Below are 22,713 nucleotides of genomic sequence, written 5' to 3'. Positions count from 1 at the left end.
GGTCACATTTGTTCTCAGGAGACAAAATGGCGGTAGATCTGTCGGCCGCGCTGGAGGCGATGCGCGCCCAGCTCCCGACCCTGGCCGACGACGTGGTGGCCGCGATCGTCGACGAGGTGCCGAGCTACCGCGACGCGTTCTCCGGCCCGATGGGCGAGACGATCTCGTCCGCCGTGGAGCTCGCCCTCGGCGGCTTCCTCACGCTGGCCGGCCGCGGCCGGACCGCGGACCTGAGCGCCGCACCGGCGGTCGAGGGGTCCTACCAGCTCGGCCGTGGTGAGGCCCGCAGCGGGCGCACGACCGACGCGCTGCTGTCGGCGTACCGCATCGGCGCCCGCGTGGCGTGGCGCGAGCTCTCCACCACGGCGGTGGCGCACGGGCTCGGAGCCGAGGTGCTCGCCGACTTCGCCGAGCTGGTCTTCGCCTACATCGACGAGCAGTCCGCGGCCGCGGTCGCGGGCCACACCGACGAGCTCGCCACCACCGGGCGCGTGCGGCAGCGGCTGCTCGAGCGGGTCGCCCACCACCTGCTCCGGGACGCGCCGGTCGACCAGGTCGTCGCCGCCGCCGAGCGCGCTGCGTGGACCCCACCGACGACCCTGACCGCCGTGCTGCTCCCGGAGTCGCAGGCGCGACAGGTGCTCGCCGCGATCTCCCCGGCCACGCTCACGGTCGTCGACCCGCCCGAGCTCGACGAGGGCGTGCTGCTGCTGGTGCCCGACGCGCACGGCCACCGCCGGGCCGCGCTGCTGCGGGTGCTCGCCGACCACGACGCCCTCGCCGGCCCCGCGCGACCCTGGCTGGAGGTGCAGGCGTCGTACGAACGGGCGCTGCGGGCGCGCGCCGCCGGGCTCGAGACCGACACCGAGGCGCACCTGGTCGAGCTGGTCCTCGACGCGGACCGGGCCGCGCGCGACGACCTGCGCGCGAAGCTGCTCGCGCCGCTTGCCGACCTGCGCCCCGGCACCGCCGAGAAGCTCGCCGACACGCTGCGCGCCTGGCTGCTGCACCAGGGTCGGCGCGACGACGTGGCCGCGGCGCTGTTCGTGCACCCGCAGACGGTGCGTTACCGCATGGGCCAGCTGCGCGAGAGGTACGGCGACCGGCTCGACGACCCGGAGACCGTGCTCGCTCTCACGGTCGCTCTCGGATAGCACCCCCATCCGATCCCGGCGCCGCTCCGAAGCACTGTCGTCCATGACAGACGACTCTCGCGTGTGCGCGAGAGACGACCTCGGAGGGAAAGTCTCATGACCATCTCCATGCGTGGCCTCACCGCCACCATCGCCACGTCCGCCGTTGCCTTGACCGGTGCGCTCGCTGCCGCCCCGGCCGCCCAGGCGGAGGACCGCGGCCGCACGACCAGCCTGGCTCAGGTGCTCGCGGCCGACGGCCACAAGTTCGACAAGAAGTGGGGCGACCTCGACATCCTCGACGCCGCCGTGATGGCGGTGCTCGACGCGAAGCCGGACAGCGCGGTCGGCATCCTGGCCAAGAAGAAGGCGAAGCTCACGGCGTTCCTGCCCACCGACCGCGCGTTCCGCCAGCTCGCGAAGGACCTGACCGGCTCCGCGCCGAGGAGCGAGAAGGCGACGTTCAACGCGCTCGCCAAGGCCGCCGGCATCGACGTCATCGAGACCGTCCTGCTCTACCACGTGGTCCCGGGCGCGACGCTCAACAGCGGCAAGGTGGCCAAGTCCGACGGCGCCGAGCTGACGACCGCCCAGGGCGGGACGGTCACGGTCAACGTGACCAAGAAGTTCATCGCCCTCGTCGACGCCGACCCCGACCTCCGCGACCCGCGGGTCGTCAAGGTCGACATCAACAAGGGCAACCCGCAGATCGGGCACGTCATCGACCGGGTCTTGCTCCCGCTCGACGTCTGACCGGCTGAGTGGTGGCGGAGGGCCTGCCTAACGGGGCGGGTCCTCCCCCACCAAGCCGTCGACGGACTCGCGGATCAGGTCCGCGTGGCCGACGTGACGGCCGTACTCCTCGATCATGTCGAGCACGAGGCGCCGTACGTTCGCGTGGTTGCCGTCGTCGTCGCTGAGGTCGGCCTCGCCCCCGAGCCCACCGGCGGCGATCGCCTCGGCGACCAGCTCGCGGCCCCGGGCGGCGGACTCCGTGAAGAGCCGCTCGAGCGACTCCGGGGTGTCGTCGTCCTCGACCCGCAGGTGCGACTCCGGGTCGTCCCAGTTCCACGTGTCGAACGGCGGGAACGGCCGGCGACCGTGCAGCTTCCAGGCGAACGTCGTCGCCTCGACGGCGGCGAGGTGCTTGAGCAGGCCGCCGAGGGTGAGCGTCGAGGGGCCGAGCGTGGCGCGGATGCCGTCGCCGTCGAGGCCGCCGCACTTCCACAGCAGGTAGCCGCGCAGCCGTTCGAGCTCGCCGAGCAGCGCCTCGACCTCCGTGCCGGCGAGTGGGGGTTCGGATCCGATGGTGACGTCCATGTCCGGCACACTAGAGGCATTCCCGGACGATCTACTTCCCCGACTTCTCGAGCCCTGCAGGCCCTCGAGCTGATCTCCGCGCGCCCGGGCATCACCGCCGACGACCTCGGCGCCGCGCTCGGCGTCACCGGGCGGGCGGCGCGCCGGTACGTCGCGATCCTGCGCGAGGCCGAGCTGCCGATCGAGTCGGTGAGCGGGCCGTACGGCGGCTACCGCGTCGGGCGCGGCCTGCGGCTGCCGCCGCTGATGTTCACCGCCGCCGAGGCGGCCGGCCTGGTGATGGCGACGCTCGAGGGGCACCGCGGCGCCGCCGACCCGGCCGACGTCGTGGGTGGCGCGCTGGCGAAGATCCTCCGCTCGCTGCCGGAGCGGGTGGTGCCGGCGGTGCCCGCTGCGTCCGGGGACGTCGCTCGCCACGAGCACCTCGACCGGCTGCTCGCCGCGTGCGCCGACGCGCGCGTGCTGCGGCTGGCGTACGGGCCCCGACTCTCCGAGATGGAGGTCGAGCCGTGGGCCGTCGTGCTCCGGCACAGCCACTGGTACCTGCTGTGCTGGTCGCGCAGCCGGTCCGCCCAGCGGGTGCTGCGCGTCGACCGCGTCGCCGACCTCGTCGTACTCCCGGAGACGTTCGCGCCGCCCTCGGACCTCGACGCGCCGGCGGTGATCGAGGAGCACTTCTCGCAGGGGTGGCGGTACGCCGTCGAGGTGCACGTCGACGCGCCGCCGCAGTGGGTGCGGCGCTGGGTGGCACCGAGCCTGGCGCGGCTGGAGGAGCTGCCCGGCGACCGCACCCGGATGCTCGCCTCGACCGAGGACCCGGACTGGTACGCCCGGCAGCTCGCCGCGATCCCGGTGACGTTCCGGGTCGTCGACTCGCCCGAGCTGCTCGCCGCCGTACGCGCCCTGGGGAAGCGGCTAGCCGAGCTGTAGGTCGAGCTCGGCGAGGATCTCCGCGCGCAGGTCGTCGTGCTGCGGGCCGAGCGCGTGCTCCGGGGTGACCCGCTTCGTCCAGTGGTGGAAGGCGGCCGGCCAGCCGACGATGTCCTCCGGCTCCCACTCGTAGCGCGGCGTGACGTGCGCGTGCAGGAAGTGGTCGGTGTTGCCCTGGATCTCCAGGTTGATCCGGCGGAACTCCGGGTCGCGTCGCGCGCAGACGGTCGACACCGCGCGGGCCAGCATCGCGGCGTCCTCCAGGTACACCAGCTGCTGCTCGGGCGTGAGGTCGGTGAGCTGGTCGGCGTTCGGGTCGTCGGTGAGCAGCACGCAGTAGCCGGGCAGGTGCTGCACGTCGCCGATCACCGCGAACGAGGCGCGCATCCGTCGCAGGACCGTGGGGTTGGTGCCGGCCAGGGCGCTGCCGACGCGGTCGGTGCGGAAGTCGTCGGTCACCGGCCCGAGGCTAGCGTCGGGCCCATGCTCGAGACACAGCGGGAGCGCGTCCCCGGCAACGACGGCGGCGAGCTGGACACCGCGCTGGCGTTCCTGGGCTTCCAGCGGGCGTGCGTGTTCAAGAAGATCGAGGGCCTCGACGAGGAGCAGCTGCGGCGCCGGCTGGTCGTGTCCGACACGACGCTGCTGGGTCTGGTGAAGCACCTCGCGGACGGAGAGCGGTGGTGGTTCGCGCACCACGTGGGCGGGGACCCGGCGTACGCCGACACCGACTTCTCGCTGGTCGTGCCCGACGAGGTGTCGGCCGACGAGGTCGTAGCCGACTACCGGGCGGCGATCGCGGAGTCGGACCGGCACATCGCCGCGGCCGGCTCGCCGGACACGAAGACCCAACTGCCGGTGGGCGACGACGGGCCGAAGACGCTGCGCTGGGTGCTCGCGCACATGACCGCCGAGACCGCCCGCCACCTGGGGCACCTGGACATCCTGCGCGAGCAGATCGACGAGACGACCGGCCGCTGACGGACTTCTCGGCGAATCCCTGTCGTTATCGGGGGAAGTTTCGGCCGAGAACGTCAGGTTTCCCCGGTGGGCCGGGGAAACCTGCACCGCTAGATGCTCTGCCAGTCCGGCTTCCCGGCGTACACCTCGCGGTAGTAGTCCGCCCGTGCGAGCTCGGCGGCGGCCGCGTCGTCGATCAGCACGGTCGCGTGCGGGTGGAGCTGCAGCACCGACGCCGGGCAGGTCGCGGAGAGCGGCCCCTCGACGGCGGCGGCGATCGCAGCCGCCTTGCCGGCGCCGGACGCGAGCAGCACCAGGTGCCGGGCGCGGAGGATCGTGCCGAGCCCCTGGGTCAGCACGTGCTGCGGCACCTCGTCGGCCGAGCCGAAGAAGCGGGCGTTGTCCTCGCGGGTCCGCGCGGTCAGCGTCTTGATCCGCGTGGTCGACGCCAGCGACGAGCCGGGCTCGTTGAACGCGAGGTGCCCGTCAGAGCCGATGCCGAGCACCTGCAGGTCGACGCCGCCGGCGGCGACGATCGCCTCCTCGTACCGCGCGCCCGCAGTCCGCGGGTCCGACGCGTCGGGGCTCGCCACCCGCTCCCGCGCGATGCCGAGGCCGTCGGTCAGCTCACGGAAGATCGTCTCCCGGTAGGTCTCCGGGTGGCCGGCCGGGAGCCCGATGTACTCGTCCAGCGTGAAGCAGCGGACGCCGTCGTACGACGGACCGGTGCCGGACTCGTGCCGCCGGATCAGCTCCTGGTACGTCGGCAGCGGGCTGGAGCCGGTCGCCAGCCCGAGGACCGCCGCCGGGTTCGCGCGGACCAGTGCCTCGACGGCGTCGGCCGCGAGGACCGCGGCCGACGGGGTGATCACGACCTCCATCAGAGATCGACCTCGATGGTCTCCTCGCGCGGCGGCAGGCCGAGGAGGGTGAGCGGCACCGTGGTCGCCGTGGCGACGGCGTCCTCGACCGAGCAACCGGTCTGGGCGATGAGGACGCGCAGGCAGTCGAGCAGCGACGCGGCCGAGCCGGCGAGCGTGCCGTCGTGCAACCGGACCGTCCCGGCCGAGACCACGACGTCCTGGTCGCCCAGGCGGGTCGGTCCGTCGGGCAGCCCGAGCGCGGCGGTGGTGTCGGAGACGGAGAGGAAGCGCGACGGGCCGAGTGCCCGCCAGGCGGCGCGCACGAAGTGCGGGTCGAGGTGGTGGCCGTCGACGATGACCCCGGCGACGAGGTCCGAGCCGCCGAGCGCCGTACCGACCGGGCCCGGGTCGCGCGGCAGCATCGGCGGCATCGCGTTGCCGAGGTGCGTGACGAGGCGGGCGCCGGCCTCGACCGCCGCGGCGACGTCCGCCGTCGAGGCCGCCGTGTGGCCGACCGAGACGACCACGCCGCGCGACACCAGGGTCTCGATGACCTCGAGTGCGCCGGGCAGCTCGGGGGCGATCGTCGCCATGACGACGCCGTTCTCGCGCGACCAGCCGTCGACCAGGTCGAGCGACGGCGGCCGCAGCCAGTGCTCCGGGTGCGCACCCTTGCGGGCCGGCGCGATCATCGGCCCCTCGAAGTGCAGACCGAGCGGCTCGGCGCCCTCCCAGCCGGAGGGCGGTCCGGCTGCGAGGGTCGCCAGCGCCGCTGCGCGCGCCTCCGGGTCGGAGGTGATGACGGTGGGGACGAACGCGACGACGCCGTACGCCGGCAGCGCCGACGCGACCTCCCAGAGCCGGGTCGGCTCCGCGGTGAGGTCGATGCCGGCAGCGCCGTTGACCTGCGCGTCGACCAGGCCCGAGACGATCATCGACTCCCCATCATCGACCGAGCATGGCCGCGCCGACGGCGGCGACCGGGTAGTCCGAGGGCACCACGCGCAGCCGGCCCGCGAGGTCCAGCGACGCGAGGAACGGCGAGGAGGCGGCCTGCTGCAGCAGCGCGTCGGCGACGACGACCCGCAGCGGCTCGCCCAGGTGGGCGACCCCGCCGCCGAGCACGATCGTGCGCGGGTCGACGGCCAGCGCCAGCACCCGCACCGCGCTCGCGACGCCGGCGGCGAACCGGTCGCGCGCGGCGATCGCATTCACGTCACCGGACTGGGCCGCGGCGAACAGCGCCTGCGCGGGCGGTACGTCGCCCGAGGGCCAGGCGGCGGCGAGCGCGGAGCCGGACGCGATCGTCTCGAGGCAGCCACGCTGGCCGCACTCGCACTGCACGCCGTTCGGGTCGACCGGGATGTGGCCGACCTCGCCGGCCGCGCCGTGGTCGCCGCGCCGCAGCCGGCCCTCGAGCACCAGGCCGGCGGCCAGGCCGGTGCCGATGCTCAGGTAGACGAGGTCGTCCTCGCCGCTCATCGCGACCGCGCCACGGGTGGCGGCGTTGACGTCGTTCTCGACCACGACCGGCACGCCGAGACGCTCGGCGAGGTGGTCACCGAGGTGCAGCCAGTCGCCGTTCACCCCGAGGTTCACCGCGTGCTTGACCGCGCCGCGCTCGGGGTCGACGAGGCCCGGGATGCCGACGCCGACGGTGCCGGTCAGCTCCGCCCCGGTCGCGGCGCGCAGCGCTTCGAACACCCGCGCCGCGGTGCCGATCACGCCCTCGGCGCCGGGCTCGGTGGCTTCGCGCACCTCCGCCTGGATCACGCCCGCGTCGTCGACGACCAACCCGAGGGTCTTGGTCGCGCCGATGTCCAGCCCGACGTTCACCGGTCCCATCCCGCCTTCCTCAGCAGCTCTTCCACGGCGGCCCGAGCCGGGCGGGAGTACCCACGTGTGCAGATCCTCGGCGCGGCACCGTCGTACGGTCCCGGCCAGCCCCACTCGACCACGACCGCGGCCCCGTCGACCACGATCTCCGGCCGGCGGTGCGCGTCCCGCACCTGCAGGATGACAGGCCGGTCGCCGGTCACGCTCCCACCCGGCGCGATGGACCGGTCGGGAGTCAGTCCCCACGGCACCTCGCCGATCGCGATGTTCGCGGCGGTCGCGACGCTGACGACCTCGGCGCCGCACAGGTCGGGCAGCTCGCCCTCGACGTAGACGGCGGCGCGCGCCCCGCGCAACTGCGCCGTTTCCGCAGCCACTGGGGCCTCCACGTCGCGGTTCCGGCGCAACTGCGCGAGCCGCGCAGCGGCGTCGACCAGGCGCGACTCGGCCAGCCGGCCGGAGCGGACGGCGGCGACGATCGCCTCCTGGATGTCGCGCACCAGCGACGACTCCAGGTCGGCGCCGATGCAGAGCAGGTCGGCGCCGGCGTCCAACGACAGCACCGCGGCCTCGGGGATGCCGCGGCCCGCGCTCGCCCCGGCCATGTCGAGGGCGTCGCTGACGATGACGCCGTCGTACCCCATCCGGTCGCGCAGCAGCCCGAGCACCGTGGGGCTCAGGGTCGCGGGCAGGTCGGGGTCGAGGGCCGGTACGACGATGTGCGAGGTCATGATCGACGCGACCCCGGCCTCGACGGCCGCTGCGAACGGCGCGAGCTCGCGCGCCGTCAGGGTCTCGAGGTCGGCGTCGACGGTCGGCAGCTCGAGGTGGCTGTCCTGAGCGGTGTCGCCGTGGCCCGGGAAGTGCTTGGCGCACGCGGCGACCCCCGCCTCCTGGAGGCCGGTCGTCCAGGCCACGACGTGCCGGGCGACGTGGTCGGCGTCCGGGCCGAAGCTGCGGGTGCCGATGACCGGGTTGTCGGGGTTGCTGTTCACGTCGGCGATCGGACCGAGGTCCAGGTCGATGCCGACCGCGGCGAGCTCGGAGCCGATCACGCGGCCGGTCTCGCGGGTGAGGGCGAGGTCGTCGGCGGCACCGAGCGCGGCCGGGCCGAGCACCGGGCTGCCGGTCAGCGCGTGCAGGCGGGTGACGTCGCCCCCCTCCTCGTCGACGGCGATGACGGCGTCCGGCGCGATGGCGCGGATCGACGCGGTGAGGTCTGCGATCGCGGCAGGACCGTCGGCGGTGTTGCTGCCGAAGAGGCAGACGCCGCCGAGGCCCTCGGCGAACAGCTCGGCCCAGTCGTCGGGCAGCGTCGTGCCGGGGAACGCGGGCAGCAGCACCTGCAGTGCGAGCCGATCGAGGTCGCTCATCCCTTCACCGCCCCGGAGGTGAGACCGCCGACCATCCGGCCCTGGACGACGAGGAAGAAGATGATCACCGGGACCGCGATGAGGGTCGAGCCGGCCATGATCCCGCCCCAGTCGGTGCCGCGGTTGACGTCGGCGAAGGTCGTCAGCCAGAGCGGCAGCGTCTCCTTGTCCTCCTTGGTCATCACGACCAGCGCGAGCGTGAACTCGTTCCAGGCCTGGATGAACCCGAAGACACCGGTGGCCACGAGGCCGGGCGCGAGCAGGGGGAACGTCACCCGGAAGAACGCCTGCATGCGGGAGCAGCCGTCCATCATCGCGGCCTCCTCCAGCTCGTACGGCACGCCGGAGACGAACCCGCGCAGGGTCCAGACCGTGAAGGGCAGGACCAGCGCGACGTACAGCAGGGTCAGGCCGATCACGGTGTTGAGCAGGTCCATCGCCTCGAGCATCTTGTACTGGGAGATGAACAGTCCCTCGACCGGGATCATCTGGATCACCAGCAGCGTCACGATGAACGACATCCGGCCGCGGAAGCGGAAGCGCGACAGCGCCACCGCCGCGACGAACGCGAACACCAGCGCGACCAGCACGGTGCAGAGCGTGACGATCAGGCTCATCTTCATCGCGTTGAGGAACTGGTCGCCCTCGAACACCGTGCGGTAGTTGTCGAGGTCGCCCCCGAAGGGCACCCAGGTGGGCACGGGGTTGCGGATCTTGTTCCGCGGCAGGAACGAGCTGTTGACCATCCAGTAGACCGGGAAGATCGCGACGACGAAGGCGAGGACGCCGATGACGTTCGCGGTGATCCGGAGCGGGCGCGCGGCCGGGCGAGACATCAGGCCTCCTTCTCCTGCTTGAGCATCACGCGGAGGTACGGCGAGGTGAGGGCGACCGTCAGCACGAGCATGAAGATCGCGACCGCAGCGGCCATGCCGAACTCACCGGTGCCGATGCCGAGCCGGTAGATGTAGGTGCCGAGCAGGTTCGTGTCGTGCGTCGACCCGCCTGCCTTCTGGAGGATGTAGATCTGGCTGAAGACGCGGAGGTCCCAGATCACCTGCAGGATGCCGACGACCATCAGCACCGGCTTGATCGTCGGGAAGATGATGTGGCGCAGCCGCGCGGCCGGTCCGGCCCCGTCGATCTCCGCGGCCTCGATCAGCTCCTCGGAGACCTGCGTGAGCGCGGCGTACACGGTGAACGCCACGAACGGGACGCTCATCCAGACGATGATCACGGTGGCGACGAAGAAGAACGAGAGCGGCCGGAGCAGCCAGGAGTGGCCCTCGAAGTCGAAGCCGATCTGCGTCAGCAGGTAGTTGATGACGCCGTAGTTGGTGTCGAAGAGCCACTGCCACACGGTGAGCGAGGCGACGATCGGCATCGCCCAGGCGAGCAGCAGACCGGTCTGCAGGAGGATCCGGATGCCGCGGGACATGTGCCGCATCAGCAGCGCGAGCCCGACGCCGATCACCATCGTGAGGACGGCGTTGACGAGGCAGAAGACGATCGACCGCAGCGTGACGAGCCACAGGTAGTCGTCGGTGATGAGGGACGTGTAGTTGTCGAGGCCGACCCACTCCGGCGGCTTCCCGAACTGCTGGGCGAGGCCGAAGTCCTGGAAGGACAGGACCACCTGGCGCACGAGCGGGTAGCCGAGCGCGAGGAGGAGGGCGGCGACCGCCGGCACGAGGAGCGCGTACGGCAGCGGCGAACGTCGCGGGCGCGGGGCGGTGCCGGTCTGGGTGCCGGTCTGGGCGCCGGTCTGGGCGCCGGTCGAGGTGCTGGCCACGGGGTCACTCATGGGGGGTCCTCCTTCCGGATCTCATGATGATGGTGGGCATGGCACGGCCGGGGCGGCGGATCACACCGCCCCGGCCGTGATGTCCCTGCTGGTGCTCGGATCAGCCGTTGAGCTGACCGTTCATCTGCTCGTCGGCGTCGGCGGCCAGGTCGGCCGGGTCGCCGCCCTGGGCGAGGGCGCTGAACAGGTCCTCGAGGACGCGGGAGCCCTCGACGGTCGCCCAGCCCGGCGCGGCCGGGGTGAGCTTGGCGTTCGACGCGGCGGCGATCGTGGCCTGGGCGTACTCGTCGTCACCGAGGAGCGGGGCGAGCGAGTTGAGGGCCGGGGTGAGGCCGTTCTCGGCGAGGATCGTCTGGTAGTCCTCGCTCAGCATCAGCGCGACCGCCTTCTGGGCGAGCTCCTGGTTGGCCGACTTCGCGGCGATCGCGATGTCCGAGCCACCGAGCAGCACCGGGGCGGGCGAGCCGTCCGAGCCCGGCAGCGCGAAGACGCCGATCTCCTTGGCGAAGGTGTCGGGGCAGCCGGTCTCCGGGTCCTCGATCAGGCCCTTGACCCAGCCCGGGGTCGACATCATGCCGACCTCACCGGCGCAGAACGGGGTCCACGGGTCGGCCTCGTTGCCGTCCTTCGGCGCACCCGACGCCTCGACGAACAGCTGCTGCGCGCGCTCGAGGCCCGCCACCGACTCCGCCGAGGAGAGCGAGCCGCTCCACTCACCGTCGGACTCGACGGCCAGGTCGCCGCCCGCGTCCCAGATGAACGTGGCGCCGTTGCGCCAGTCCTGGCCCGGGAACCAGAAGCCGGAGAAGTTCGCCGGCTTCGGGTTGTCCTGCTTGAGGGCGACGGCCGCGTCGACGAACTCGTCCATCGTGGTCGGCACCTCGAGGCCGGCCTTCTCGAGCAGGTCCTTGCGGTAGAAGATGTACTTCGAGCCCGCGTAGTAGGGCACCGCGTAGGTCTCGCCGTCGACGGTCGCGCCGTCGACGAAGCCCTGGAGCAGGTCGTCGCCGCCGAGGGCCTCGAGCTCGTCGGTCAGCGGCGAGAACGCGCCGGCCGAGGTGAACGTCGGGGCCTGCGTGTTGCCGATCTCGACGACGTCGGGCGTCTCCGAGTCGCTGGACAGGGCGGTGGTCAGGCGCTCCACGAGGCCGTCCCACTCCTGCTCCTCGATCGTGAGCGTGGAGCCGGGGTTCTGCTCCTCGAAGGTCGTCTTCAGCCAGTCCCGCGCCTCCTGCGGCGTGTCCGTGCCGTTGAGCCAGACGCGGATGTCCGCGGCCTTGGGGGCGTCGCCCGAGTTGTCACCGTCGCTGTCGCTGTCGCTGCCGCAGGCGGCGAGTGACGTGAGGGCCAGGGTGGCCAGGGCCGCGCCGGCGAGTGTCTTCTTGATACGCACCGCAGTGTTCCTCTCTTGCGTACCCGGGTGGGTACAGGCTGACGACGCGCCCCGGCGGCTCGTCGTACGACTGGGCCGGGCCGTCATGAGACGCCCAGCTGACCGGCGAGAACGAGCACCGAGGCGCCCACGAGGACCACGTCCTCGCCGAGGTTGGAGGTGCGGACCACCAGGCCCGCGGAGCTGACCGGCATGGTCCGGTCGCGGATGGTCCGGTCGACGGCCTCGCGCAGCGGGCCGTCCAGGAGCTCGTTGGGGCCGCTGAGCACCAGCTCGTGGATGTTCAGGGTGCCGACGACGGGCGCCAGCGTGACGCCCAGCTGCTCGCCGGCGGTGGTGAGGACGGCGGTCCGGCTCGGCGCGTTCTCGGCGTCCGCGAGGCGGCGGCGCAGGTGCGGGACGGCGAGGACCGTCTCCAGGCAGCCGGTGCGCGAGCAGGCGCAGCGCTCGCCGTCGGGGTCGACGACGACGTGGCCGATCTCGCCCGCGGCGCCGAGGTGGCCGTGCAGCAGCGCGCCCTCGAGCACCAGGCCCGCACCGACACCGGTCCCGACCCGGAGCACCATCAGGCCGCCGTCGCCGGTCTCGCCGAACGTGTGCTCACCGAGGACCGCGGTGTTGGCGTCGTTCGCGACCACGACGGGGAGCTCGAACTTCTCGGCGAGGCTCGCCGACAACGGGGTGTCGGTCCAGCCGAGGTTGGGCGCGTCGATCACGGTGCCGCCGGCGTCCACGACACCGGGGCTGCCGACGCCGATGCCCAGCACCGGCCGGTCCGTCATCGCGATCAGCTCGGCGGCGAGGCGGTGGACGAGCGCGACCGCGTCGGCACCCTTGGCGCCGGCGATCTCGACCTCGTGGCGGTGCTGGACCTGGCCGAGCAGGTTGAGGACCGCCCCGGTCATCCGGTCCTCGGCCGACAGGTCGATGCCGACGATGTGGGCGGAGTCCGCGGCCAGGCCGACCAGCGTCGGCGGCTTCCCGACGCGGGTCTCGGCCGGGGCGCCGAGCTCCTCGACGAGGCCGTCGCCGACCAGCTCACCGACCAGGTCCGAGACCGTGACCCGGGTCAGGCCGGTGGTCCGGGCCAGGTCCGCGCGGCTGGCCGGGCCCTCCCGGAACAGCTGCTGGAGCAGCAGCGACCGGTGGTGGCGGCGGGTGTCCTCCTGGAGGCGCTTGCCGCGGGGCCGGAGCGGTCGGCCCACCGGTGAGGTCGTGGTCACGTTTGTTAGTTCAGCGCACTTACTTATTCCTCGTCAAGCGTTTCCCCGAGATTTGGCTGTCGAGGTCAGGGGCCCAGGCCCGCATCGCCGGGCTGCGACAGCGTGAGCACGGCGTCCTCGACCAGCGGGTGCTTCTCGATGTCGTGCTCGACCGCGCGCAGCCGGACGGCGAGGCTGGACTCGGTGTCGTCGCCGACCAGGTCGACCGCGGCGACCACGAACAGCCGCTGCGGACCGACGAACTCGAGGTGCAGGTAGGTCAGCCGCTCGACCTGCGGGTGCTCGAGGATCCCGGCGATCACCCGTGACCGGGACGCCGCGGTCGGGGCCTCCCCGAGCAGGTAGTCCATGTTGCGGCGGATCAGGAAGACCGCGACGAACGCGAGCAGGATGCCGATCGCGATCGAGCCGAGGGCGTCGAAGATCGCGTCGCCGGTCAGCTGGTGCAGCCCGATGCCGGCGGCCGCGATGAGGATGCCGAGCAGGGCGGCGAAGTCCTCGAAGAACACCGCGCGCAGGGTCGGGCTCGAGGTCTGGGTGACGTAGCGCAGCGGGTGCATGCCGATGCGCTGCGACGCCCCGTGCACCTGGCGGCTCGCCTGCAGGAACGAGGTGCCTTCGAGGACGAACGCGATGCCCAGCACGATGTAGTTGACGAGGTAGTCGGTCTCCTCGGACTCGCTGGAGAGCTGCGAGATCCCGTGCCAGATCGACACCACGGCACCCGCGGTGAAGAGGCCGAACGCGGCGATCATCGACCAGGCGTACGTCGCTCGACCGTAGCCGCGCGGGTGCGCGTCGTCGCGCGGGCGGCTGCCCTTGCGCTCGGCGATCAGCAGGAAGACCTCGTTGCCGGTGTCCGCCCACGAGTGCGCCGCCTCGGCGACCATCGCGGCGGAGCCGGTGGCGGTGGCCGCCACGGACTTGGCGATCGCGAGCAGCCCGTTCGCGACGAGCGCGACCACGACGGTGAACAGGGACTCGCTGCCGCTCTCCTCCGCCATGGCCTCTTCCTACCCCGTCTGGTCGTGCACCGCTCGTCCGGCGACCATCGTGTACGCCGACGACATCGCGCGCAGCGCCGTACCGAGACCGGCGGTGTCGGCCTGGTCGAGCTCGCGCAGCAGCGGGTCCCGGTCCAGCAGCACCAGGTCGGCGCGGGAGCCGGGCCGGACCATCGGCTGGCCGTCGACGGAGGCGGCCAGCGCCTCACCCACGGTGATCGCCTGCTCGCCGTGCCACGGGCCGCGGTCGTCGTCGCTGCGGTGCACCGCGGCGGCCATCGCCAGCCACGGGTCGAGCGGGGAGACCGGCGCGTCCGAGCCGAGGACCAGCTCGACGCCGTCGTCCAGCATCCAGCGCATCGCGAACGCGCGGTCACCACGCCCCGGCCAGACCAGCTCGCTGAGGTCGCGGTCGTCGAGGAGGTGCGCGGGCTGCACGCTGGCGCGGATCCCGAGCTCGGCCATCCGCCGGATGTCCTCGCGCCGGCACATCTGGGCGTGCTCGATGGAGCCGCGTGCGCCGGTGGCGGCGTACGCGTCCAAGGCTTCCTGCACGGCGGCGTCGCCGATCGCGTGGGTGGCGATCTCGAGCCCGGCCGCGTGCGCGCGGGCGTGCAGGTCGCGGAGCTCGGCGCCGGAGAGGTTCGGCAGCCCCGCGGGGTGGTCGAGCAGGTGCGCGTCGGCGTACGGCTCGCAGCACCAGGCGGTGCGGGTGTTGAGCGAGCCGTCGCTGATGATCTTCAGCGGGCCCATCGTGGCGCGGTGGTCGCAGCCCGGGAGCGAGTCCCCGGTGCGCAGACCCGCGGCGATCACGTCGTCGAGGCCGTCGGCGTACACGCCCCAGCGGATGCGCAGCAGGTCGCAGCCCGCCGACCACCGCTCGATCCAGCCCTCGCGGCCGCCGCCGAACTCGAGGTCGACCAGGCCGGTGACGCCCTGGGCCGCGGCGGTCTCGAGCATCCGGCGGTAGGCGTCCGGCGAGGTGCCGTCGTTGCCGGCGAGCGTGACCAGGCGGGGGTACGCCGCGAACCACTCGTTCTCGCTCACCACCGAGTCGCGCACCGGCATCGCGAAGTGCAGCAGCGCGGTCGTGTTCAGCCAGGCGTGGTGCCCGTCCCCGCTGATCAGCACGACCGGGGTGTCGCCGGAGAGCGCGTCCAGCTCCGACACCGTCGGCTGCGGGTCCCAGGTCGAGGAGCGGTGGCCCCAGCCGACGACCGGTACGCCGGGCGTCTCGGCCAGCCTCGCGGCGACCGCGCGGGTCGCGTCCTGCACGGACCGCGCGCCGGCGAGGTCGAGCCGCTGCGAGGTGAGCGTCCACTGCGCGAGGTGCGTGTGCTGGTCCCAGAGCCCGGGGATCAGCCAGCGCCCGCCCGCGTCCACCTCGTCGGCGTTCGCCGGCCGCTCCAGTCCCTCGCCGACGGCTGTGACCGCGCCGTGCTCGACGGTCACGTCGACGGGGTGGTCCGGCGCCTGCTCGCCGGCGCTGATCGGGACCAGCCGGGCGTTGCGGATCAGCATGCTCCTCACGCCGCGCAGGTTAACCGGGCCCGGCTGCGCCGGGATCGTCGAGGCACCGGAAACGGGAGATCAGGCCGCGCAGGACTCCTCGGCCGCGACCGGCTCGGGAGCGACCATGGGCTTGGGGCGGAGCAGCACGCCGCCGGCGACCGCGGCGAGCAGGGCGGCGATCGCGCCGGCGGCGAAGGCGAGCTGGAAGCCGCCGTTGAGCGCCTCGAGGGTGGAGCTGCCGGAGTCGGCGAGGGACTCGGTGCGCCAGGTCGAGAGGCTGACCAGGACGGCCAGGCCGAGGGCACCGCCCATCATGAACGACGTGTTCACGACGCCGGAGGCGAGACCGGCCTCGTGCGGCTCGACGTCACCCATGGCCGCGAGCAGGACCGGGTTGAACGCGATGCCCGCGCCGACGCCGAGCAGCAGCATCGAGGGCAGTACGTCGAGCCAGAAGTTGCCGTCGACGGGAGCGCGGGAGAACAGCGCGAGGCTGGCGGCGGCGAGGCCGAGGCCGACCACGAGCGGCGGGCGGATGCCGAAGCGCATCACCAGGCGGTCGGAGACCTGCAGGGAGCAGTAGGCCATGACCACGCTGGTCGGCAGGAACGCGAGCCCGACCTCGAGGGCGCCGTACCCCAGGACCTGCTGGAGGTAGAGCGCGGCGAGGAAGAACCACGCGAACATCGCGGCAGCCCAGAGGACGCCGACACCCTGGGCGACGACGAGGTTGCGGAGACGGAACAGCCGCAGCGGGACGAGCGGCTCGGCGGTGCGCGACTCCCAGAGGACGAACGCGGCGACCAGGACGGCGCTGACGGCGAGCAGCCACCAGGTGCTGGAGACGATGCCGTACACCGACAGCATCAGCGCACCGGTCACGAGCACGGCGCCGAGGACGTCGATGCGGCCGCGCTGCTCGATCGCAGCGTCCTCGGGCAGCGCCCGGCGGGCGGCGAACCAGACGGCCAGACCGATCGGGACGTTCACCAGGAAGATCCAGTGCCACGAGAACAGGCCGGTCAGCACGCCGCCGAGCAGCACGCCGACGGCCCCGCCGCCGGACATCACGAAGCCGAAGACGCCCATCGCCTTGGCCCGCTCCCCCGGGTCCGAGAACAGCCCCATGATCAGCGCGAGCGCGACCGCCGAGACCGCGGCGCCGCCGAGGCCCTGGACCGCGCGGCCGACCACGAGGAACTCCGCGGTCGGCGCCAGGCCGCACGCGACCGACGCGATCGTGAAGAACGTGACGCCGCCGAGGAAGACCCGGCGGTTGCCGAGCAGGTCGCCGAGGCGGCCCGACAGCAGCAGGAAGCCGCCGAAGGTCAGGAGGTACGCGTTCACCACCCACGCCAGGGCGGACTGGGAGAAGCCCAGATCCTCCTGGATCGACGGCAGCGCGACGTTCACGATGCTCTGGTCGAGGACGATCATCAGATCGCCGAGGCAGAGCACGTACAACGCGAGCCAGCGGCTCTTCAGGTCGGTCATCGTCGTCTCCTCGAGTGGAAGTGGTCTCACCACCTCCACGAATGGGGACCTACGATTTCGACAGACCTGCCGAAACTTTCTGATTCATCGCTCAGCGCTGGTCGAGCTTGTCGAGACACCGAAGGACGACCGCGGCCCGGTGTCCCGCTCGACCACCTCGCTCAGCTCTCCGGGTCTCGACACGCTCGACCACCATCAGCGGATCCGCTGACGCGTCTCCGCTAGACGTGGCGACGCGACTGCACCACCCGGAAGCGCGAGGCGACGTACGCGCCGTCGGTGTACGACGCGTTCGCGGCCGGGTTGGCGCCGGTGCCGTGGAAGTCGGAGTACGCCGCCGACTGGTTGACGAAGACGCCGCCCAGCAGGTTCTCCGACAGCGCGACGCCCGCGTCGAGTGCGGCCTCGCGCATGTCGCCGACGACGTCGTCGGACGTCGAGTACACGGCGGCGGTCATCGCGCCGTGCGCCTGCACCGTGTCGCGGAACAGTGCGATCGACTCGTCGGTGCCGGACGTCTCGATGAGGTAGCCGACCGGGCCGAAGCACTCCGACTCGTAGACGTCGGAGTCCTCCGCGGTCAGCCGCAGCAGGGTGGGCGTGCGGACCGTCGCGGCGGCGTACGCCGGGTGCGTCACCGTGCGCGAGGCGACCAGCACGTCACCACGGGCGGTCGCGTCCTCGAGCCGGGTCAGCACGCCGTCGCTGACGATGCCGCCGAGCAGCTCGACCGCGCGGGCGTCGTCGCCGAGCAGCCGGCTCAGCGCTGCGTCGATCCCGGCCGCGACCTCGGCCGGCGACCTCACGCCGTCCTCGGTCGCCACGCCGGCGGCCGGCAGGTAGACGTTCTGCGGCGCGGTGCACATCTGACCGGAGTACAGCGAGAACGAGAACGCGAGGTTCTGGCACATCGCGCCGAAGTCCGACGTCGAGTCGATCACGACCGTGTTCACCCCGGCCTTCTCGGTGAACACCACGGCCTGGCGCGCGTGCTCCTCGAGCCAGTCGCCGAACGCGTTGCCGCCGGTGAAGTCGATCAGCCGCACCTCGGGCCGGACCGCGAGGGTCGCCGCCAGGTGGTCGTCGGCCTCCTCGGCCGCGAGCGTGACCAGGTTCGGGTCGAAGCCGGCCTCGCTCAGCACCTGCTGGCAGACCTGCACGGTGATCGCGAGCGGCAGCACCGCGGCCGGGTGCGGCTTCACCACGACCGGGTTGCCGGTCACCAGCGACGCGAACAGCCCCGGCCACGAGTTCCAGGTCGGGAAGGTGTTGCAGCCGATCACCAGCGCGACGCCGCGCGGCACGACCGTGAAGGTCTTCTCCATCCGGAGCGGCTCACCGCGGGCCGGCTTCTCCCAGAGCGCCGTCGCCGGCGTCCGGGTCATCTCGGTCCACGCATAGGCGATCGCCTCCAGCGCGCGGTCCAGCGCGTGCGCGCCGCCCGCCTGGAACGCCATCACGAACGCCTGCCCGCTCGTGTGCTGGACCGCGTTGGCCAGCTCGAAGATGCGCGCGTGGAGCTGGGACAGGATCTCCAGGCACACCCCCGTTCGTCCGTCGGGTCCGGCATCCCGCCACGCCTTCATGCCGGCACCCGCCGCCGACAGCAGCGCGTCGGCATCCACAGCCCGCGGGTAGGACACGTCCAGGTCGAAGCCGTACGGCGACCGCTCGGTCGACACGGTGCCCTCGGCGCCCGGGGTCGTCAGCGGGAAGGCACCGCCCAGCCAGGCCTCGTAGGCCGCCTTGCCGTCGGCCGCGGCGCTCTCGCCGTACACGCGCGGCGACGGCGACTCGTCGAACGCGGAGTAGTACTCACGGCTCGCGCACGCGGCGACGGCGGCGTCGAGTCGGTCGCGGTGGCGGTCCAGCAGGGTCTCGGTCATCGGCTCGGCTCCCAGATTGTGACAGTGCACGACACTCTTGCACAGAACTGTCACATGGTCAGGCGGGCTACCCTCGCCCCGTGAGGGTGCGTTGGATCGGGCTGGCGCTCGCCCTCGTGCTGCTCGGATCAGCGGCCGGCTACGCGTACGGGCACGAGTCGGACGAGGGCCCGCGCGACGTCGGCGCCGCGCACCCGATCGCGGCCGTCGACCCGTCCTGGCCGGCGGAGCCGGCGGAGGTGCTCCCGGACTCGCCGTTCCCGGCACTCGCGACCGGGGTCAAGACCCACCTGGAGACGGTCGGCAGCGAGCCGTTCGCGCTGCGGGTCCCGATCCCCAACCACTGGGTCCGCAGCAACTCGGCCCTCAACGAGTGGAAGTGGTACCCCGCCGACGACTTCGAGTACAACACCTACTTCCTGCGGGTGGGATCGATCGGACCCCACCAACCGATCCCGACGGTGCTCTCGCAGCGGATCGCCGCCCTCGAGGGCGCCGAGTCGGTCAAGGACCTCGACATCGAGTCGCAGACCGCCGACTCGTTCACCGCGACGTACGTGTCGGACAAGCACCGCCGCCTGAACATGGAACGCGTCCTGCCCGCACCCGACGGCACCGCCATGGTCTGGATCGCGCTGATCGGCCGGATGTCCGACCGTGAGGGGATGGCCGAGCTGTTCCCCCGGATCACGAACGGCGTCAGCCTCAGCTGAACCCGTGCGCCTCGACGTCGTCGAGGACCCGGTTGGCCGTCGCGGTGTCGGCGCTGCGCACCTGCACCCAGAGCAACCGGTTCGTGGTGAGCTGGACGACGCGCTCGACGATCACGCCCACCGGGCAGTCGCGGAAGATCACGGTCTCGGCGTCGGTGCTGGTGATCGGCTCGTCGGCCCGCGCGCACTCGGGGTGCTGCGGCACCTGGTCGGGCAGGTCGGTGGCGGTCAGCAGCCCGACGAACACCCCCTCCCCGTCCTCGTCGCTCTGCCAGTCCTCCGACGTGCCGACCGCGATCGCGGGCACGTCGCTCTCCTGGTTCGGCGGTCGCCAGCCGTCGGCGACCGTCCGCCCCCAGTCGTACGGAACGGTCACGCTCAGCGTGCCGGTCTCGTCGTCGAGGGTGAGCTCGCTGGGATCGCGGTCCGAGACGGCGTAGCCCACCGTGACCGCGGCGGCCGCGAGCACGAGCAGACCGGCCACCGCGGCGGCGATCCGCTTCCGGCTCCGGCGCGGCCGCCCCACCGGCGGCAACGGGTCCTCGGACGGCAGCGCGGTCGGCCGCGCCCCCGGCTGGGTGAGCTGCGGGTCGCGCGGCAGCCACGGCCCGGCGCCGGTGGCGGCGCCCGGACCGAGAGCGTCGGCGAGCGCGTCGACGTACGTCGCGACGTCCGGCCACCGGTCCTCGCGGTCCACGGCGAGGCCCCGGTGCACGACCGCCTCGATCTCGTCCGAGAGCCCCAGAGCCGGCGGCGGTCCGGGGGCGGCGGCGGCGGACAGCGAGGCGTGGGCGTACGGCGCTCGGCCGTTCAGCAGCAGGAACGAGAGCGCGGCGAGGGAGTACTGGTCGGCGCGCGGGTCGAGCGGCTCGCCCTGCGCCTGCTCGGGGGCCACGAACGACGGCGTCCCCGCGATCATCGTCAGCCGCGACGACACGTCCAGCGCCTTGCCGAGCCCGAGGTCCGCGACCATCGCGCGCACGGTGCCGTTGACCGGGTCGTCGACGGTGCGGAACAGCACGTTGGCCGGCTTCACGTCACGGTGCAGCACGCCGCGCTCGTGCAGCGCCTGCAGGCCCGCGCCGATCTGACGCACCACCTCGAGCGCCTGCGCCTGGGTCAGCCCCTCGACCTCGAGCCGGTCGGCGAGGGTGCCCTGGTCGGCGTACGACATCACGAGGTACGGCCGCCCGTCGTCGAGCTCGCCCGCGTCGTACACCGAGACGACGTACGGCGACTCGACCTTGCGCAGGAACCGGCCCTCCTCGAGGAACCGCTGCCGCACCTGCTGGTCCTCGGTCCAGTTCTCGGCCAGCACCTTGATCGCGACCGGCGAGTCCAGCTGCTCGTCGTACGCGAGCCAGACGGTCGCGAACGCGCCCGAGCCGATCCTCCGGCGCACGGCGTAGCGACCGAGGCGAGAGGGCATGGACACGCCTGCATCATGTCAGGGCAGGGGTCCGACCCTGAGAACCCTCGGGGTCGGGTCAGGGGAGCGACGCCGTCCTTCCCCGATGTGCGCGGCACCCCGCCGCCGCGAGGGTAGGGGACATGATCAAGGTCGAGTCCCTCTCCAAGAGCTACGGCGGCTTCAAGGCCGTCGACGACGTCAGCTTCGCCGCGCGTCCGGGCCGGGTCACCGGATTCCTCGGACCCAACGGCGCAGGCAAGTCCACGACGATGCGGATCATGGTCGGCCTCACGCCGGCCGGGTCAGGCGTCGCCACGATCGACGGCCGGCGGTACGCCGACCTCCCGAACCCCGGCCTCGAGGTCGGCGTCCTCCTCGACGCCTCCGCCCAGCACGCGGGCCGCACCGGCCGCGAGATCCTCACGATCGCCGCGCAGACGATGGGCCTGCCGAAGGGCCGCGTCGACGAGATGCTCGAGCGGGTCAGCCTGACCCCGACCGAGGCCGGCCGGCGGGTCCGCAACTACTCGCTCGGCATGCGCCAGCGGCTCGGCATCGCGACCGCACTGCTCGGCGACCCGGGCGTGCTGATCCTCGACGAGCCCGCGAACGGTCTCGACCCGGCGGGCATCCGCTGGATGCGCGACCTGCTCCGCGGGTACGCCGACCAGGGCGGCACCGTGCTGCTCAGCAGCCACCTGCTGCACGAGATCGAGGTCATCGCCGACGACCTGGTCGTCATCGGGCAGGGCCGGATCGTGGCGCAGGGCACCAAGGCCGAGCTGCTCGCCGCGGCGGGCACCCTGGTCCGCACCCGCGACGTACCCGCGCTCTCGCAGGCGCTGGTCACGGCCGGCCTGCACTTCAGCGAGATCACCGACGCCCTGCGCGTCGACGCCGACCCGGACGTGGTCGGCCAGGTGGCGCTCACCGCGGGTGTTGCGCTCACCGAGCTGCGCGCCGCCGACGGCGCCGGCCTCGAGGAGATGTTCCTCGAGCTCACCGCAGAGACCCAGCGTGAAGGAGCAGCAGCATGAGCACCGCCGTACTGGACCGTGAGGTCGTCCGGGCCACGAAGCCCGCACCCCGTCGGATCCCGATGTCGCGGATCGTCGGCGTCGAGCTGCGCAAGTCGTTCGACACCCGCTCGGGCTTCTGGCTGCTGGCCAGCATCGGGATCGTGTCGGTCATCGCCACCGGCGCGGTGATCCTGTTCGCGCCCGACAGCGAGATCACGTACGAGACCTTCGCGACGGCGTTCGGGTTCCCGATGGCGGTGATCCTGCCGATGATCGCGATCCTGTCGGTCACCAGCGAGTGGAGCCAGCGCACCGGCCTGACGTCGTTCACGCTGGTGCCGCACCGGGGCCGGGTCATCACCGGCAAGGCGATCGTGGCGCTCATCGTCGGCGTGACGTCGATGCTCGCGGCCGCCGCGATCGGCGCGGTCGGCAACCTGCTCGGCTCCGCGATCCTCGGCGTGGACGCCGTCTGGAACGTGTCGGTCGTCGAGTTCTCCTACATCATCCTGGCGAACATCCTCGGCATGGCGGTCGGCTTCATGCTCGGCGTGCTGATCCGCAACTCCCCCGGCGCGATCGTCGGGTACTTCGTCTACAGCCTGCTGCTGCCGACGATCACCACGGTGCTCGCCGAGACCCAGCAGTGGTTCGCCGACAAGCAGCCGTGGGTGGACTTCAACTACGCCCAGGGCGCGCTCTTCGACGGCGACGTCTCCGGGGAGCAGTGGGCCCAGCTCGGGGTGACCGGCCTGTTCTGGCTGGTGATCCCGCTGACCATCGGCGTCTGGTCGGTCCTGAGGTCCGAGGTCAAGTAACGGAACCATCTCCCTTCCCCG

Annotated in this window: 22 protein-coding genes; 7 read left to right on the top strand and 15 right to left on the bottom strand. The window is 72.5% G+C overall.

Features of this window, described 5'->3' with window-relative positions; translation table 11 throughout:
* Window positions 1–26 precede the first annotated feature (26 nt).
* A complete protein-coding gene (locus MJ604_RS16075) occupies window positions 27–1,154 on the top strand; it encodes a CdaR family transcriptional regulator (protein WP_243059514.1) in 1,128 nt (375 codons plus the stop codon).
* A gap of 96 nt (window positions 1,155–1,250) precedes the next feature.
* Window positions 1,251–1,886, top strand: coding sequence for a fasciclin domain-containing protein (locus MJ604_RS16070; RefSeq protein WP_243059513.1), 636 nt, complete (start codon window positions 1,251–1,253; stop codon window positions 1,884–1,886).
* A 27-nt stretch (window positions 1,887–1,913) separates the two neighbouring features.
* On the opposite strand, the gene MJ604_RS16065 is transcribed toward MJ604_RS16070, so the two are convergent.
* Window positions 1,914–2,453: a DUF664 domain-containing protein gene (locus tag MJ604_RS16065; RefSeq protein ID WP_243059512.1), complete on the bottom strand. Its 540-nt coding sequence runs from the start codon at window positions 2,451–2,453 to the stop codon at window positions 1,914–1,916.
* Window positions 2,454–2,471: 18 nt separating this feature from the next.
* On the opposite strand from MJ604_RS16065, the gene MJ604_RS16060 reads away from it, so the two are divergent.
* Window positions 2,472–3,383 (top strand): YafY family protein, encoded by a 912-nt coding sequence (locus MJ604_RS16060; RefSeq protein WP_243059709.1) that lies wholly within the window; start codon window positions 2,472–2,474, stop codon window positions 3,381–3,383.
* On the opposite strand, the gene MJ604_RS16055 is transcribed toward MJ604_RS16060, so the two are convergent.
* Window positions 3,369–3,842 carry a diadenosine tetraphosphate hydrolase gene (locus MJ604_RS16055; RefSeq protein WP_243059511.1) on the bottom strand — a complete coding sequence of 158 codons (474 nt, stop codon included), beginning with the start codon at window positions 3,840–3,842 and terminating at the stop codon, window positions 3,369–3,371. The genes MJ604_RS16060 and MJ604_RS16055 overlap by 15 nt on opposite strands.
* A gap of 24 nt (window positions 3,843–3,866) precedes the next feature.
* On the opposite strand from MJ604_RS16055, the gene MJ604_RS16050 reads away from it, so the two are divergent.
* Complete coding sequence (locus tag MJ604_RS16050) at window positions 3,867–4,364, top strand: DinB family protein (protein WP_243059510.1); 498 nt, start codon at window positions 3,867–3,869, stop codon at window positions 4,362–4,364.
* 89 nt (window positions 4,365–4,453) lie between these two features.
* Here the strand turns inward: MJ604_RS16050 and MJ604_RS16045 are convergent, their stop codons facing one another.
* From MJ604_RS16045 to paaN, 12 genes are all read right to left on the bottom strand, one after another.
* On the bottom strand, window positions 4,454–5,224 hold the full coding sequence (locus tag MJ604_RS16045; RefSeq protein ID WP_243059509.1) for a glucosamine-6-phosphate deaminase: 771 nt from the start codon (window positions 5,222–5,224) through the stop codon (window positions 4,454–4,456).
* The gene (locus MJ604_RS16040; RefSeq protein ID WP_243059508.1) at window positions 5,224–6,141 is read right to left on the bottom strand and encodes an N-acetylglucosamine-6-phosphate deacetylase; all 918 of its coding nucleotides are present in this window, start codon (window positions 6,139–6,141) and stop codon (window positions 5,224–5,226) included. The genes MJ604_RS16045 and MJ604_RS16040 overlap by 1 nt, the downstream gene beginning before the upstream one ends.
* Window positions 6,142–6,151: 10 nt before the next feature.
* A complete protein-coding gene (locus MJ604_RS16035) occupies window positions 6,152–7,051 on the bottom strand; it encodes an ROK family protein (RefSeq protein ID WP_243059507.1) in 900 nt (299 codons plus the stop codon).
* Window positions 7,039–8,415, bottom strand: coding sequence for a glycoside hydrolase family 3 N-terminal domain-containing protein (locus tag MJ604_RS16030; protein WP_243059506.1), 1,377 nt, complete (start codon window positions 8,413–8,415; stop codon window positions 7,039–7,041). Before MJ604_RS16030 ends, MJ604_RS16035 begins: the two co-directional genes overlap by 13 nt.
* The gene (locus MJ604_RS16025; protein ID WP_243059505.1) at window positions 8,412–9,251 is read right to left on the bottom strand and encodes a carbohydrate ABC transporter permease; all 840 of its coding nucleotides are present in this window, start codon (window positions 9,249–9,251) and stop codon (window positions 8,412–8,414) included. Before MJ604_RS16025 ends, MJ604_RS16030 begins: the two co-directional genes overlap by 4 nt.
* Complete coding sequence (locus tag MJ604_RS16020) at window positions 9,251–10,219, bottom strand: carbohydrate ABC transporter permease (RefSeq protein WP_243059504.1); 969 nt, start codon at window positions 10,217–10,219, stop codon at window positions 9,251–9,253. The genes MJ604_RS16025 and MJ604_RS16020 overlap by 1 nt, the downstream gene beginning before the upstream one ends.
* Before the next feature lie 100 nt (window positions 10,220–10,319).
* Window positions 10,320–11,612 (bottom strand): extracellular solute-binding protein, encoded by a 1,293-nt coding sequence (locus MJ604_RS16015; protein ID WP_243059503.1) that lies wholly within the window; start codon window positions 11,610–11,612, stop codon window positions 10,320–10,322.
* 83 nt (window positions 11,613–11,695) lie between these two features.
* Window positions 11,696–12,835, bottom strand: a complete 1,140-nt coding sequence (locus MJ604_RS16010) for an ROK family transcriptional regulator (protein ID WP_243059502.1) — start codon at window positions 12,833–12,835, stop codon at window positions 11,696–11,698.
* 65 nt (window positions 12,836–12,900) lie between these two features.
* On the bottom strand, window positions 12,901–13,839 hold the full coding sequence (locus MJ604_RS16005; protein ID WP_243059501.1) for a cation diffusion facilitator family transporter: 939 nt from the start codon (window positions 13,837–13,839) through the stop codon (window positions 12,901–12,903).
* Window positions 13,840–13,848: 9 nt separating this feature from the next.
* Entirely contained in the window at window positions 13,849–15,360 is a 1,512-nt protein-coding gene (locus MJ604_RS16000) for an amidohydrolase (RefSeq protein WP_243059708.1), read from the bottom strand.
* A gap of 69 nt (window positions 15,361–15,429) precedes the next feature.
* Window positions 15,430–16,845: a DHA2 family efflux MFS transporter permease subunit gene (locus MJ604_RS15995; protein ID WP_243059500.1), complete on the bottom strand. Its 1,416-nt coding sequence runs from the start codon at window positions 16,843–16,845 to the stop codon at window positions 15,430–15,432.
* 221 nt (window positions 16,846–17,066) lie between these two features.
* Entirely contained in the window at window positions 17,067–18,731 is a 1,665-nt protein-coding gene (gene paaN, locus MJ604_RS15990; protein ID WP_243059499.1) for a phenylacetic acid degradation protein PaaN, read from the bottom strand.
* A gap of 80 nt (window positions 18,732–18,811) precedes the next feature.
* Between paaN and MJ604_RS15985 the strand changes: the two genes are divergently transcribed.
* Window positions 18,812–19,444, top strand: a complete 633-nt coding sequence (locus tag MJ604_RS15985; protein ID WP_243059498.1) for a hypothetical protein — start codon at window positions 18,812–18,814, stop codon at window positions 19,442–19,444.
* Here MJ604_RS15985 and MJ604_RS15980 read toward each other — a convergent pair.
* Window positions 19,437–20,873 carry a serine/threonine-protein kinase gene (locus MJ604_RS15980; RefSeq protein ID WP_243059497.1) on the bottom strand — a complete coding sequence of 479 codons (1,437 nt, stop codon included), beginning with the start codon at window positions 20,871–20,873 and terminating at the stop codon, window positions 19,437–19,439. The two genes, MJ604_RS15985 and MJ604_RS15980, sit on opposite strands and share 8 nt — an antisense overlap.
* A 122-nt stretch (window positions 20,874–20,995) precedes the next feature.
* Here MJ604_RS15980 and MJ604_RS15975 point away from each other — a divergent pair, with 122 nt between their 5' ends.
* Window positions 20,996–21,892 (top strand): ABC transporter ATP-binding protein, encoded by an 897-nt coding sequence (locus MJ604_RS15975; protein ID WP_243059496.1) that lies wholly within the window; start codon window positions 20,996–20,998, stop codon window positions 21,890–21,892.
* On the top strand, window positions 21,889–22,692 hold the full coding sequence (locus MJ604_RS15970) for an ABC transporter permease (RefSeq protein ID WP_243059495.1): 804 nt from the start codon (window positions 21,889–21,891) through the stop codon (window positions 22,690–22,692). Before MJ604_RS15975 ends, MJ604_RS15970 begins: the two co-directional genes overlap by 4 nt.
* The last annotated feature ends 21 nt before the right edge of the window (window positions 22,693–22,713 follow it).

The sequence above is a fragment of the Nocardioides sp. SR21 genome, assembly GCF_022761125.1.
In the GTDB taxonomy this organism is placed as follows: Bacteria; Actinomycetota; Actinomycetes; order Propionibacteriales; family Nocardioidaceae; genus Nocardioides.
Note: the sequence above shows the minus strand (reverse complement) of the source record. Positions and strands in the feature narration are given on the sequence as shown.